At 70.6% G+C, this 13487-nt stretch carries 13 protein-coding genes; 6 read left to right on the top strand and 7 right to left on the bottom strand.

Annotated elements, in window-relative coordinates:
- Nucleotides 1–48 precede the first annotated feature (48 nt).
- Nucleotides 49–438, top strand: a complete 390-nt coding sequence (locus tag IG08_RS63205; protein ID WP_420823314.1) for a transposase — start codon at nucleotides 49–51, stop codon at nucleotides 436–438.
- Nucleotides 435–875: a transposase gene (locus IG08_RS63200; RefSeq protein WP_390898507.1), complete on the top strand. Its 441-nt coding sequence runs from the start codon at nucleotides 435–437 to the stop codon at nucleotides 873–875. Before IG08_RS63205 ends, IG08_RS63200 begins: the two co-directional genes overlap by 4 nt.
- Here IG08_RS63200 and IG08_RS0143470 read toward each other — a convergent pair.
- Genes IG08_RS0143470 through IG08_RS0143460 form a run of 3 tightly spaced genes read right to left on the bottom strand, consistent with a single transcriptional unit; the run spans nucleotide 826 to nucleotide 3500 of the window.
- Nucleotides 826–1572, bottom strand: a complete 747-nt coding sequence (locus IG08_RS0143470) for an SDR family NAD(P)-dependent oxidoreductase (protein WP_030616866.1) — start codon at nucleotides 1570–1572, stop codon at nucleotides 826–828. The genes IG08_RS63200 and IG08_RS0143470 overlap by 50 nt on opposite strands.
- A 10-nt stretch (nucleotides 1573–1582) precedes the next feature.
- Nucleotides 1583–2353 (bottom strand): SDR family NAD(P)-dependent oxidoreductase, encoded by a 771-nt coding sequence (locus IG08_RS0143465; protein ID WP_030616863.1) that lies wholly within the window; start codon nucleotides 2351–2353, stop codon nucleotides 1583–1585.
- A 34-nt stretch (nucleotides 2354–2387) separates the two neighbouring features.
- A complete protein-coding gene (locus IG08_RS0143460) occupies nucleotides 2388–3500 on the bottom strand; it encodes an acyl-CoA dehydrogenase family protein (protein ID WP_030616860.1) in 1113 nt (370 codons plus the stop codon).
- 98 nt (nucleotides 3501–3598) lie between these two features.
- Here IG08_RS0143460 and IG08_RS0143455 point away from each other — a divergent pair, with 98 nt between their 5' ends.
- Together IG08_RS0143455 and IG08_RS0143450 are read left to right on the top strand one after the other, a co-directional pair.
- Nucleotides 3599–4771: a thiolase family protein gene (locus IG08_RS0143455; RefSeq protein ID WP_030616856.1), complete on the top strand. Its 1173-nt coding sequence runs from the start codon at nucleotides 3599–3601 to the stop codon at nucleotides 4769–4771.
- 6 nt (nucleotides 4772–4777) lie between these two features.
- Entirely contained in the window at nucleotides 4778–5539 is a 762-nt protein-coding gene (locus IG08_RS0143450) for an enoyl-CoA hydratase-related protein (protein ID WP_052425114.1), read from the top strand.
- A 12-nt stretch (nucleotides 5540–5551) separates the two neighbouring features.
- Here IG08_RS0143450 and IG08_RS60860 read toward each other — a convergent pair whose 3' ends face one another.
- Genes IG08_RS60860 through IG08_RS0143435 form a run of 3 tightly spaced genes read right to left on the bottom strand, consistent with a single transcriptional unit; the run spans nucleotide 5552 to nucleotide 9005 of the window.
- Nucleotides 5552–6277 carry an ABC transporter ATP-binding protein gene (locus IG08_RS60860; protein ID WP_030616851.1) on the bottom strand — a complete coding sequence of 242 codons (726 nt, stop codon included), beginning with the start codon at nucleotides 6275–6277 and terminating at the stop codon, nucleotides 5552–5554.
- Nucleotides 6274–7086, bottom strand: a complete 813-nt coding sequence (locus tag IG08_RS60855; RefSeq protein WP_030616848.1) for an ABC transporter ATP-binding protein — start codon at nucleotides 7084–7086, stop codon at nucleotides 6274–6276. The genes IG08_RS60860 and IG08_RS60855 overlap by 4 nt, the downstream gene beginning before the upstream one ends.
- Complete coding sequence (locus IG08_RS0143435) at nucleotides 7083–9005, bottom strand: ABC transporter permease (RefSeq protein ID WP_052425113.1); 1923 nt, start codon at nucleotides 9003–9005, stop codon at nucleotides 7083–7085. Before IG08_RS0143435 ends, IG08_RS60855 begins: the two co-directional genes overlap by 4 nt.
- Before the next feature lie 205 nt (nucleotides 9006–9210).
- Between IG08_RS0143435 and IG08_RS0143430 the strand changes: the two genes are divergently transcribed.
- Nucleotides 9211–10461: an ABC transporter substrate-binding protein gene (locus IG08_RS0143430; protein WP_052425112.1), complete on the top strand. Its 1251-nt coding sequence runs from the start codon at nucleotides 9211–9213 to the stop codon at nucleotides 10459–10461.
- 24 nt (nucleotides 10462–10485) lie between these two features.
- Here the strand turns inward: IG08_RS0143430 and IG08_RS0143425 are convergent, their stop codons facing one another.
- Nucleotides 10486–11964: an aldehyde dehydrogenase family protein gene (locus IG08_RS0143425; RefSeq protein WP_030616839.1), complete on the bottom strand. Its 1479-nt coding sequence runs from the start codon at nucleotides 11962–11964 to the stop codon at nucleotides 10486–10488.
- A 259-nt stretch (nucleotides 11965–12223) separates the two neighbouring features.
- Here IG08_RS0143425 and IG08_RS0143420 point away from each other — a divergent pair, with 259 nt between their 5' ends.
- Nucleotides 12224–13483 carry an amidohydrolase family protein gene (locus IG08_RS0143420; protein WP_234343120.1) on the top strand — a complete coding sequence of 420 codons (1260 nt, stop codon included), beginning with the start codon at nucleotides 12224–12226 and terminating at the stop codon, nucleotides 13481–13483.
- The last annotated feature ends 4 nt before the right edge of the window (nucleotides 13484–13487 follow it).

The following is a 13487-nucleotide window of genomic DNA, read 5'->3' as shown; positions in this document are numbered from 1 at the left end:
TGTCTCTTCGATGGGTTGGTCAGTCGATCGGATGTGTCCGTCCGATCAGTGATCACTGAAGCGATGTGGAGCAGGATCGAGCCGCTGATGCCGGCGGATCCGGTTCGCGGGTGGCGATGGGCCGACCACCGCCGCACTCTTGAGGCCATCGCGTGGAAGTACCGCACCAACTCGCCCTGGCGGGACCTTCCCGACGAGCTCGGCTCATTCCAGACCGCTCACAAGCGGCTGATCAGATGGGCTGTCGACGGCACCTGGGAGATGATCCTCGCCGCCGTCCTGGCGGCGGCGGACGCCGAAGACGACATCGACTGGACGGTTTCGGTGGACTCCACGGTCGTGCGGGCCCACCATCACGCTGCCGGAGCACTCAAGAGGGGGCGGCCCACTCCGGTGAGCCCGCCGATCACGCGCTCGGACGCTCCCGCGGCGGGCTGAGCACCAAGGTCCACCTGGCCGCAGACGGCCGCGCCCGGCCCCTCTCCTTCACCGTCACCGCAGGCCAGGCAGGTGATGCACCGGCCTTCGCGACGGTGATGTCCCGCATCCGCGTGCCCCGCGGGGGCCCGGGCAGGCCTCTGGCCGTTCTGGCCGACCGCGCGTATTCCTCACGCGCCAGCCGCAGCGAGGCCGACTCCGTGGCCGTCCTCCGGCTTCGACAGCGAGGCCTACAAGCAGCGGAACACCGTCGAGCGGTGCATCGACCGCCTCAAGCAGTGGCGCGGCCTGGCCACACGAACCGCCAAGCTTGCTATCGCCTACGAGGCCGCACTCCACCTCGCCGGCATCCTCACCTGGACCCGACGCCGACCAAGGAGACAGGCCCTAGACGGACAACGCGAACCCGCCCGTCACGCGCAGCGTTTCACCGGTGATGAAGGACGACTTCGACGAGACCAGGTAGAGCAGCGCCTCGACGATGTCCCGCTCCTCGCCCGCACGCGACAGGATCTGCTCCCCGATGACGCGCTCCTCCTCCGCGGGGGACAGCTGCGCCCGCACGGTGTCGGTGAGGATCAGGCCCGGCGCGATCGCGTTGACCCGGATCCCGTCGGCGGCGAACTCGCGCGCGAACGACACCGTCAGACCGCGCACGGCGAGCTTGGAGACGCCGTAGATGCTGCGGTTGGCATACGCCGCCGACGACGAGATGTTGACGATGGCGGCGCCGACGCGGCCCTTCATGGCCTCCCGGGCGGCGAGCGAGCAGATGACGACACCCATGACGTTGACGTCGAGCACCCGCCGCACGTTGTCGAGGCCGAGCTCGGTGAACGGCTTGTTGTAGGCGGCGTGCAGGCCCGCGTTGTTGACCAGGATGTCGAGGCCACCGTGGCGTTCGGTGATCGCGTCCACGACCGCGCCGACAGCGGCCTCGTCGGCCACGTCGCAGGCCACTCCGGTCGCCTGCCGGCCCTGTGCCGTCAGTTCCGCCGCGGCCTCGGCCGCCGCGTCGCCGTCGATGTCGGCGAGCACGACATGCGCGCCCAAGGCCGACAGCGCCTCGCCGAACGCCTTGCCGAAGCCGCGGCCGCCGCCGGTGATCAGCGCCACTCTGCCGTGATGTTCCATCAGTACATCCTCACTTCGGGCCGAACCGCTGGCCGGCGTCCAGCCGCAGGCACTGGCCGTTCAGCATCGGGTTGTCGATGACGGCCAGGGCGAGCTTGGCGTACTCCTCCGGGCGGCCCAGCCGACGCGGGAACGCGGCGTCCTTGACCAGTGAGGCCAGCCTCTCGGCGGGGATCTTCTCGGTGGCGCCCGTCTCGAAGAGGCTGGGCGCGATGGCGACGACACGGATGCCGAGCGAGCCGAGGTCGCGAGCCATGGTGAGGCTCATCCCGGCGATGGCCGCCTTGGCGGCCGAGTAGGCGACCTGGCCGATCTGTCCCTCGAAGGCGGCGATCGACGACGTGTTGACGATGACGCCGCGTTCGCCGGTGGTCTCGGGATCCTCGGGCTCGTTGCGGCTCATGTGCACGGCGGCCAGGCGGCTGATGTTGAAGGTGGCGACGGCGTTGAGGTCGAGCACCCGGCGGAAGGAGTCGAGGTCGTGCGGACCGTCCTTGCCGAGCGTGCGCTTCACACTGCCGCCGCCCGCGGTGGTGACCGACACATGCAGTCCGCCGAGGGCCTCCACGGCGGTGGCCAGAGCCTCCTCGGTCGCCGCGAAGTCGGTCACGTCGACGGGGTGGAAACTCCCGCCGAGCGCGGCGGCGACCTCGGCGCCCGCCGACACCGGACGGTCCAGTACGGCGACGTCGGCGCCGCGGGCCGCGAGCAGCTCTGCGGTGGCCCGGCCCATGCCGGAGGCGCCGCCGAACACCACGGCCTTCTTGCCCTTGATCTCCATCGGGAACCTTTCGGATCTTTTCGGATCTGTTCGCTCAGGCGGACGCGGGAGATGGCCGCAGGAGGCCGCACAGCCGGTCGCGGTGCACGGCGGCGTCGCCGTACAGCACGCTGTCGGCCCTGGCGCGGCGCAGGTGGAGATGGAGGTCGTGCTCCCAGGTGAACCCGATACCGCCGTGCAGCTGGAGCGCCCGGGCCGCGACCTCGCCGGCCCCCGCCGAGGCGTACGAGGCCGCGGCGCAGGCCGCTCGGGCGGAGTCGTCGGCGCCCGCGTCGGCCGCCATCGCCGCGTAGTAGGTGGCGGCGCGGGTGCCGTGGACGAGCAGGGCCATGTCGGCGGACGCGTGCTTGACGGCCTGGAAGGAACCGATGGGCCGCTCGAACTGCACGCGCGCCGTGGTGTGTTCGACCGTCAGCTCCAGCATGCGCTCCATCACCCCGAGCGCGTCGGCGCACCGCAGCACCGATGCCTCGTCGAGCAGTCGCTGGATCTCCTCGGGCCCGGCGTCGAGGCGGCGTTCGTGCGGGACGCGTACGCCCTCGAACCTGACCTCGTAGAACGCCCGGGTCTGATCGAGGACTCGCTGGCGCCGGATGGTGATTCCCGGAGCGTCGCGGTCGACGAGGAACAACGCCGGGACGCCGTCGTGCCGTGCCGTGACGAGCAGCCATCGGGCGCCGCCGGCATCCTGCACCGCGGTCTTGACTCCGTCGAGGACAAAGGCGTCCGCGGTGGTGTGGACGCCGTCGAGGGTCCATGGTGCGTGCGGTTCTGCGAAGGCCCAGGTCGCCCAGCCCGATCCCGCGGCGAGCGCGGGCAGGGTCTCGGCCCGCAGCCGGGACGATCCGCTTGCCGCGAGTGCCCGGCCGACGATCGCGGTGGGCACGAACGGACCCCGCCCGAGCGCGCGCCCCAACTCCTCGGCGACGAGCGCGAGTTCCACCACGCCCTGTCCGGCACCGTCGTACTCCTCGGGCAGGCCCAGCCCGGGCCACCCGAGTTCGGCCATGAGCCGCCACACCTCGGGGTCGACGTCTTCGTCGCCGTCCAGCCACGCCCGTACGCGCTCGATCGGGGCCCGGTCCGCCAGCAGATCGCGCGACGCGTCGCGCAACATGGCCTGCTCCTCGCTGAGCTCGAAGTTCACCGGAACAAAGTATCCTCTATTTGCTATCGGGTCGAGGTATCGAGCCAGTTTCACTGGAGGTCTTTCGACCGATGGCCCTGTTAAGTACTCTGAATTTCATGGTTGATGCCGTACTCCTCTCCGCTTGCCGCACCGCGATCGGAACCGCCCGACGGGGCACCCTGCGGGACACCAGCGCCTTCGACCTCGCCACCCTGGTCGTGCGCGAGGCCGTACAGCGCGGCGGGTTGCCCTCGGAGGCGATCGATGACCTCGTCCTCGGTGAATCCCTGGCCGGAGGCGGCGACATCGCCCGGTACGCGGCGATCGAGGCGGGGCTGACGCACGTCCCGGGTCTGGCGCACAACCGGCACTGTGCCTCCGGTCTCGCCAGCGTGGCGACCGCCGCCGCGAGCGTGCGCGCCGGAATGGACCGCGCGGTCGTCGCGGGCGGTACGCAGTCCTCGTCCACGGCACCGGTGGCCCGGCGGCGGATTCCGGGCACCGACGACTGGCAGGACCCCTGGATGTCGCCGACCCACGTCCCGACGCCCGAAGCACCCAACAACGACATGGGTGTTCTCGTCGCCTGGAACACGGCCCGGCTGGCCGGTCTCACCCGCGAGGAGATGGACGCCTGGGCGCTGCGCTCCCACGAGCGGGCCGTACGAGCCATCGACGAGGGCCGGTTCACCGACGAGATCGTGCCCGTCAAGGTCACCGGCCGGGACGGCGCGACCTCGGTCTTCGACACCGACGAGCATCCGCGGCGCGACACCAGCAGGGAGAGGCTCGCGGCGCTGAAGCCGCTGCACCCGGAGATCGAGGGCTTCTCCATCACGGCCGGCAACTCCAGCGGCGTCAACGACGGTGCGGCCGCGGTCGTCGTCGCCGGGTCGGACCTCGCCGCCGCGCACGGGCTCACACCCCTCGCGACCGTGCGGGCCTGGGCGAGCGTGGGTGTCGACCCCGTCGAGACGGGGCTGGCGCCGATCGCCGCGATCCGCAAGGCGCTCGACCGGGCCGGGCTCGGCATCGACGACGTGGACCTGTTCGAGGTCAACGAGGCCTTCGCCGCCGTGGCCGTGGCCACCACCCGTGAACTGGGCCTCGACCCGGAGCGGGTCAACCCCTTCGGCAGCGGATGCAGCCTCGGCCACCCGATCGCGACCACCGGCACCCGCATGGTCGTCACCCTGGCGCACGAGCTGCGCCGACGCGGCGGGGGAACCGCAGTCGCGGCCATGTGCGCCGGTGGCGGCATGGGCTCGGCGATGGTCCTGACGGTCTGAACGACCGTGATCCAGGTCGGAGTCGAGGGACTGGAGAGTCACTGGGCGGACGGCGTGCTGTGGCTGACGCTCGCCCGCCCGCAGGCGCGCAACGCGATGACGATCGCGATGCGGCGGGGACTGATCGAGGCGGTGCGAGCGGCCGACGCCGACGCGGAGACCCGGCTGGTAGTCCTCACGGGCTCCGACCCCGCGTTCTCGGCCGGGATCGACCTGAAGGAGGCGCTGGGAAACGGCACGGGCTCCCCTCGCGGAGCGCGCACCGACCCGGCGGAGGTGGTGCGTGCGTCCCGGACACCGGTGCTCGGGGTGGTCAACGGGCTTTGCTACACGGGGGCGTTGGAGCTGGCGCTGTCCTGCTCGTTCCTCATCGCCTCCGAGCGGGCCCGGTTCGCCGACACCCACGCCGCGATCGGCCTCACGGCGGGCTGGGGGATGAGCGCCCTGCTGCCCCGCGCGGTCGGAGGCCGCCTGGCACGCCGGATGATGCTCACCGGCGAACCCGTCGACGCGGAACGGGCGCTCACGGCGGGCCTGGTGACCGAGGTCGTACCGCACGACTGTCTGCTCGACCGCGCGCGCGAGATTGCGGACCTGATACGAGCCGCCCATCCCGGGGCCGTCGCGGAGACCCTCGGACTGCTCGCCGCCGGTGAGGGCACCAGCCTCGCCCACGCCCTCACGCTGGAGGCGGAGGCGAAGCTGCGGCGCCGTCCCGATGTGGCCGACGTGGCGCGACGGTTCGCCGCGCGCACGGACCGGCCCTAAGGCGATGGGGAGTCAGGCTGCCGTGGCGTCCCCGAGGTAGCGGCTCAGCAGTTCCGGACCGGCCTCGTCGGTGCCGCCCGACCACGCGATCCGACCGCGCTGGAGGACGAGGCAGTGGTCGGCGAAGCCGAGCGCCCGACTCGCGAACTGCTCGATCATGAGCACGGCGACGCCGGCGGCCCGGGCCCGGCGCAGGCTCTCGAACACCACGTCGACCATCTTCGGCGCGAGGCCGAGGGACAACTCGTCGGCGATCACGAGCCGCGGGTCGACCATCAGGGCCCGGGCGAGGGACAGCATCTGCTGCTCGCCGCCGGAGAGCGTCCCCGCCGCCTGGCGCTGCCGCTCCCGCAGCGCGGGAAAGATCTCGAAGGCCCTGTCGACGGCCGCGGCCCGGCGGCGCCGGTCGCACGCGGTGGCCATGCGCAGGTTCTCCATGACCGTCAACGAGGGGAACACACCGCGCCCCTCGGGGAGATGGACGAGACCGGCCCGGCGGATCGCGTCGGGCGTGCTCCCGGTGACGTCACGGCCTTCGAATACGACGGTTCCGGCGACCGGCGGGACGAGCCCCGAGAGGGCTCTGGCCAGCGTGCTCTTGCCGGCTCCGTTCGGTCCGAGCACGGCGAGCGCACTGTTCGGCGGCACGTCGAAGGTCACGTCCCGCAGCGCGTGAGCGGCGCCGTAGCGGACGGTCAGGTCGCGGACGGCGAGCAGGGGAGGCGCCGTGACGGTCATGCGGAAGTCCTTTCCTCGCCGTGGTCCGCACCCAGGTAGGCGGCGCGTACGGCAGGGTCCGCCCGGACCTCGGCCGGGGAGCCTTCGCTGATCTTGACGCCGAAGTCGAGGACATGGACGACGTCGCTCATCCCGAGGACGAGCTCGACGTCGTGCTCGACCAGGAGCAGAGACACCCCGTGGTCGGCCACGACACCGGTGAGCGTCGTGGCGAGTTCGTCGGTCTCCCGTGCGTCGAGCCCCGACGACGGCTCGTCCAGCAGTAGTACGCCCGGATCGACGGCGAGCGCCCGGGCGATCTCCAGCAGACGGCTGGTGCCCAGGGGAAGTCCGGAGACCGGCCGATGGGCGTGCGCGGTCAGCCGCAGCGCGGCGAGCAGCGCGTCGGTGCGCCGGTCCTCGTCGACGGGCGCCCGCCGGAAGCCGCCCGCGGTGACGAGATCGGTCCAGATCCGATGGCGCGTGTGCCGCAGCCGGTACGCCAGCACCACGTGCTCGCGGACGGTCAGCCCCGGGAACAGCTCCGGATGCTGGAAGGTGCGCGCGAGACCCCGTCTGGCCCGCGCCTGCGCACTCGCTCCCGTGACGTCCTGACCGTCCATCAGGACCGTCCCCTTGCTGGGCGCGAGCAGCCCGGACAGTACGGCGAACAGCGTGCTCTTGCCCGCCCCGTTGGGGCCCACCAGCCCGACGACCGAGGCCGGCGGCACCGACAGATCGACCTGGTCCAGGGCGACGAGACCGCCGAAGCGGACGGTGACACCCCTGGCCTCGATGCGCGGGGATGTCGTACCCGAAGTGGCGCTCATGCGAGGTCTCCCTGAGCGATCGCAGGCTCCCGACGGCTCTGCCGCCACCGGCTGAGATCACGCAACTGTCGGGCGTGCATGGCGATGATGCCCTCGGGGTTGCGGGCGAGCATGACCGCGCCGAACCCGAAGAGGATGACGGGGACTTCGGCCCATCGCGTCGGCAGATACGTCTGGAACACGCTGGGCAGCACGGCGAACGCCACACCGGCGACGAGCGCGCCAACGACCGGCCGCGCCCCCACGGTGACCAGGACCGCCAGCCAGACCAGCCCGGTGAACGGATTGAACGAGTCGGGCAGCGCCGACTGGTAGGCGAGCGCGAGGAAGCCGCCCCCGACCGCGGCGACGAAGGTGGCGACCGCGGACACGAGCACCTTGACCGGCACGATGCCCAGGCCCAGCGTGCGGGATCCGGCCTCGCTCCAGCGGACCGCGGTCACCGCCAGCCCGGCGGTCGAGCGCCGCAGGTTCACGACGAACAGGCCCAGTACGGCGAACACCGCCAGCGCGAGCAGGGCGAAGGTCCGGTTGTCCAGGGCCCATTCGGGACGGGGCATGTAGATGCCCTGGCCCGAGTTGTAGAAGCGGTCCCGCAGGAAGACGAGGTTCTGCGCGAGGAGTCCGAAGGTGAGCGTCACCAGGGCGACGTACAGGTTGCCCAGACGGATCGTCAGCAGACCGAGCGCCACCCCCACGGGGACGACGCACAGCGCGCTCACCAGGACCGCCGCCAGCGGGGGCCACCCGGAGTTCGCGGTGAGGTCGGCGGCGAGCAGGGCGCCGAAGCCCGCGAAGGTGATCTGGCACAGCCAGATCATGCCGCCCTCGCCGGTGACGAGCGTGCAGGACAGCAGTGCCGTCGCCAGGGCGATGCCCGTGCCCGTCAGCCCGGTCCAGAAGTCGTCGAGGACCAGGGGCAGACAGGCGACGACGCCGAGTGTCACCAGGGGAGCGACGAACCCGGAACGGTTCGTCGCGGTCGGCGCGCCCGCGGCCTCCGCGCGGATGGCACGGTCCAGTGCCCCGCCCGCCGGCGCGTCACCGGCCCGTCCGCGCAGGGCATGGGCGATGAGGAAGACGAGCATGAACAGGAACGGGACGCTGGGGACGATCTGGGCCGACAGCGCGCTGTCCGCATCGAGGTAGCGCTGGATCACGCTGGTGACGACGCCCATGGCGAGTGCGACCGCGACGGCCGTCGGCAGGTTGCGCAGCCGCGCCGCCACCACCGCCGCGAAGGCGGCCGCCATCAGGAAGGTCATGCCGTCCACCGACAGACCGGCGGTGGGCGCCACGAGCACGCCGGCGAGTCCGGCCAGCAGTGCGCTGAACGCCCATACCCCGAGGGAGACGCGCGTGGGGCTGACACCCGACATCGCGGTCAGGGCCTCCGAGTCGACCAGTGCGCGGACCTTCAGTCCGGTGTCGGTGTACCGCAGCAGGCCCGTGCCGACGACCAGGACCACGCTCAGCGCCGCGTAGATGATCAGCTGGTTCATGTCGACGACGGTCCCGAACGGCCGGAACACCGCGACCGGTTGAGGCGCGAGGCCCGGAGCGGTGACGTTCACCAGCTGCCCGAGCACCAGGTTGACGAGCGGCGGCAGCGCGACCGACAGGCCGATCGTTGCGACGATCCTGACCAGCGGAGAGCGCAGCCGCAGATGGCGGAAGAGCACCGCGTAGAGCAGCACGCCCAGCCCCGGGCCGAACAGTCCGATGGCGACGACGGCCGCGAGCGGAAGCGGCCACCCGTGCTCGACGTACAGGAAGTAGTAGAAGCGGGCCACGGCGAACGCCATGGCCCCGAAGGCGAAGTTGAAGACGCCGGACGACACGTGGGTGACGACCAGCGAGGCGGCGGCGATCGCGTAGATGGCCCCGAGAGCGAGGCCGGCGACGACGTAGGAGAGCAACGACGGCCTCCTGGAAGGACGGTGCTCGTGAGAGCGGGTACGGATTAAAGTGCGCTCATAAGCGAGCTCAGTCAACCCTGTGGACGGATTTCTCCTGCCTCGACCGGTGACAAAGGATACTCAATATGCTCCACTGTGCCTCGCGGACCACCTGCCGGAACCGTCGCCCGACGGGCCGAGGGCGGTACGGGACGGAGGAGAGCGGATGGGGAGAGTCGGAACCATCGCGACCTGGACGAGCGCCGCGGTACTCGTACTTGCCGCATGCGGCGGCGGCTCCGCCGGCGCGGACAACACGAGTGGGCCGGTCAAGGTCGGTGTCCTGACATCGTTGAGCGGCGCGGCCGGTGCGCACTACGCCGGCACCGAGAGCGGGGTGAAGGCCCGGTTCGCGGCCTACAAGGCCGCGGGCGGAAAGTGCGCCTCACGCGGCTTCGACGTGGTCATGGGCGACGACCAGTCCACACCGCAGGGCGCGCTCACCGCGGCCCAGCGCCTGGTGCGGCAGGAGCAGGTGTACGCCGTCCTGCCGGTGAGCACGTACTTCTTCGGCGCCGGGCAGTACGCCGGCACGCAGGCCGGCGGCACACCGTTCCTCGGCGGCGCGTTCGACGGCGGCGAGCAGTGGTTCAACCCGAAGTACGACAACCTCTTCCCGGCGATGTCCGGCACCGACTACGACAAGGCCGCGACGACCCTCGGCACGTACTGGAAGAAGCTCGGCGGGACCAAGGTGGCCGTGGTCGCCTACAACACGCCGAGCGCCGCGAAGGCCGGCGAGGGAGCCGCGGTCTCGGCGGAACACGCCGGACTGGAACGCGGCTACGTCAACGAGCGCGTCCCGTTCGGCACCAGCGACGTCGGCCCGATCGTCCTGGGCATCAAGAAGTCCGGCGCGGATGTGCTGTACGCCCCGGTGATCCCCGAGACCGGGTTCGCGCTCGCGACCGGACTGCGCCGGGCCGGCGTCGAGATGAAGTCGATCCTGCTGGCCACCGGTTACGGAGCGGACCTCCTGAAGTCGCCGCCCACGCTGAAAGTGGCGCAGGGGGTGGGCTTCATGACGTCCTACTCACCGGTGGAGAAGAACACCGAGGCGACCCGCACCTGGTCCACGGCGCTCAAGAAGTACGCCAAGTCCACGTCCGGCATTCCGTCGTTCTCGCAGGCGGTCGGCTGGATCAGCGCGGACCTGCTCCTGCACGGGCTGGAGAAGGCCGGCTGCACCGCGAGCCAGGACAAGCTGATGGCCGCGTTGCGGGCCGACAAGACCTGGACCGCCGGAGGACTGTTCCCGCAGCCGGCCGACTTCGAGAACAAGGGGTCCTACTCGGTCGGCGGCCCGGGCGACTGCACCTTCGTCTCCCTCCTGAAGGGCGAGAAGTTCGTGCCGGACCCGCAGGGGGCGCCGGCCTGCGGGGAGCAGATCCCCGGCGTGAAGGTGTCCGTCAAGTAGGCGACCGCTGGGCGGCCACGCGGATCAGCGTGCCGCCCAGCTGACCGTCTTCGTCTGCAGGTACTCGTCGAGCCCGAACTCGCCCCACTCCCGGCCGAGTCCGCTCTGCTTGTACCCGCCGAACGCCGCCCGCGGGTTCACTCCGGCACTGCCGCCGTTGATCGTGACACCGCCGGCCCGGATGCGGGACGCCATCTCGTGTGCGGCCACGGTGTCGGCGCTCCAGACGGCGCCGGCGAGGCCGTACGGGCTGTCGTTCGCGATCCGTACCGCCTCCTCGTCGGTGCGGAACGGGATGACGACGCCGACCGGCCCGAAGAACTCCGTACGCGCGATGGTCATGTCGTTGTCGACGCCGGCGAACAGGGTGGGTTCCACGAAGTAACCCCGTTCGAGACCCGCCGGGCGTTTGCCGCCGAAGACGATGCGCGCCCCTTCTTCCTCACCCACGCGGATCAGCTTCTCGACCTTGTCCCGCTGCGCCTCGCTGATCAGCGGGCCCATGGTGGTGGACGGGTCCGCGGGGTCGCCGACCTGGACGGCGGCGAGGGCCGCGCTCAGCCGGGAGACCAGCTCGTCGTGGACGGACTCGTGCACGAGGGTGCGGGTCAGCAGGGAACAGCCCTGTCCGGCATGGGTGGTGATGCCCGTCAGTGCGGACCGCACGGCACCGTCGAGGTCGCCGTCGGCGCGGACGATGTTGGCCGACTTGCCGCCGAGTTCGAGGACGACCTTCTTCAGGGAGGCCGCGGCCTGGGCGTAGACCGTGCGCCCGACGGTGTCCGACCCGGTGAAGCTGACGAGGTCCACCATGGGGTGGGTGGTCAGCTCCCGGCCGGCCTCGATGTCACCGGTCACGATGTTCAGCACGCCCGGAGGCAGGCCGGCCGCGTCCGCGAAATCGCCGATCAGCAGGGACTCCAGGGGAGTCGCGGGCGCCGGTTTCAGTACGGCGGTGCAGCCGGCGGCGAGCGCCGGGATCACCTTCATCATGCTGAGGAAGAAGGGGAAGTTGTAGGCGGAGATCAGTGCGCACACACCGAACGCCTCACGGCGCAGCACCCCTTGGGAGATGCCGATGCCCGGGGCGATCGTCGGGTCCATCGGGCGTTCCCAGGCGAAGGCCGGCATCACCCGCTCGGCCATGTCGCGCAGGTGCGCCACCGGGACCCGGGTCTGCAGGGTCTCGGCCAGCGCGCGGACCGAGCCCGCCTCGGCCATGTTGACGGCCACGAGTTCGGGCAGCCTGCGCTCCATCTCCTCGGCCATGCGCAACAGGGCGGCGGCCCGCTCCGCGGGCTTCATCCGTGGCCATGGGCCCTCGTCGAAGGCACGCCGGGCCGCCTCGACCGCCTGGCGCACGTCCGCGAGCGACGAGCCCGGTACCTCCGCCACCGTCTCCTCGGTCGCCGGGTTGCGGACGAGGATCGGGCTGTCCGACCGCCCGTCGGTCCGGCGCCCGTCGATGTAGAGCTGTGAAGAGAACGAGTACGCCGTCGTCATGTGCGGTCTCCTGATCGCCCTGCGTTACGCCACGTCCGTTAATTTGAGTGTACTGAATTCTGGTTGGCCGGGAAGGGGTGTGTCGTCGATCAAGTGTCAGCTACCTGTCAGCTTTCGGGTCGTTCCTGACTTTTGCGATTCCGTATGCTGAATCGTTGACTGGACCGGTCGGTACAGGTAACTTCGGCGGCATCTGCAGGGTGGGTTCTAGCACGGACAACGAGGTTCGAAAGAGGTACCGCCTGTGTTCAAGGAATTCGTGGTTTCCGGCGATTCGCACATCATCGAGCCGGCAGATCTCTTCAGGGATCGGCTGCCGAAGCAGCTGCGCGACCGGGCCCTCTGGGAAGAGGAGTTCACGCTCGACGAGCCGATCGTCGAGGGCGGGCACACCGAGTTCAAGAAACTCCACACGATCGGGTTCGACGGCTGGACCATCTCCAAGTACCGGCAGTTCGGCGGCGAGACCCCGGACGGCGTACCGGAGCACATCATCCGGGACATGAACCTCGACGGCGTCGACGCCTCGGTGATGTTCCCCAACCTGTCGCTGTTCGTGCTGTTCACCGACGACCACGAGCTGTCGATGGCGCACGCGCGCGTGTGGAACGACTACATCGCGGAGCGTTTCCTGCCGTACAAGGAGCGACTGCGCCCGACGGCGGCGATCCCGCTCACCGACATTCCCGAGGCGGTCGCCGAGATCGAGCGGTGCGCACGTATGGGGCTGGGCGCGATCCTGCTGCCGGAGACGGCGCCGGCGCCGTACTACTCCCCGATGTACGACCCGGTGTGGGCGGCCGCCCAGGCGCACGGGATGCCGGTGTTCATCCACGTCGCCACCGGCGGGGTGAGTGTCAGGGAGGCCCAGTCCGAGACGGCGGCCACGGTCCGGGGCATGATGACGGCCGTCAACATGGGCAAGGGCCAGCTGACCGACGACATGGTGTCGGGCCGGCTCCTGGCCGGCGGAGGCGGGGACGGCGGCCCGCGCCGCATCATCGCGCAGCTGGTCGGCGGTGGCGTCTGTGAGCGCTTCCCCGACCTGCACTTCAACCTCATCGAGTACGGCGCCGGCTGGCTGGTCTCCTTCATGGGCTACATCGACAAGGCCTGGAAGACCGGCACCGGGCAGGACCCCGACTGGTGGCTCGGCTTCTGGGACGACAGTCGCGATGCGAAGGACCAGCCCGCCATGGGCCGGCTCTTCACCATCAACGACAAGTGGCCCTACCCGCTCAAGCCCAGCGAGTACATCCAGCGGCAGATCCACGTGCAGTTCGCGGACGATCCGACGGCCGTCAAGGCCCGTCACATCACCGGGCTGTCGACCGTGATGTGGGGCAACGACTACCCCCACGCGGAGGGCACCTTCCGCAACAGTGCCGAGTGCATCGCCGAGAACTTCGACGACACGGTCTCCGACGAGGACCGCGCGGCCATCCTGGGCGGCACGCTGGCCGACGTCGTGCACTTCGACAAGAGCAAGAAGCTCGCCCCCGTCACCGAGAACGCCTGACCCG

Source organism: Streptomyces fulvoviolaceus, from assembly GCF_000718165.1.
Lineage (GTDB): Bacteria > Actinomycetota > Actinomycetes > Streptomycetales > Streptomycetaceae > Streptomyces > Streptomyces fulvoviolaceus.
This window is presented reverse-complemented; position numbering and strand designations above follow the sequence as displayed.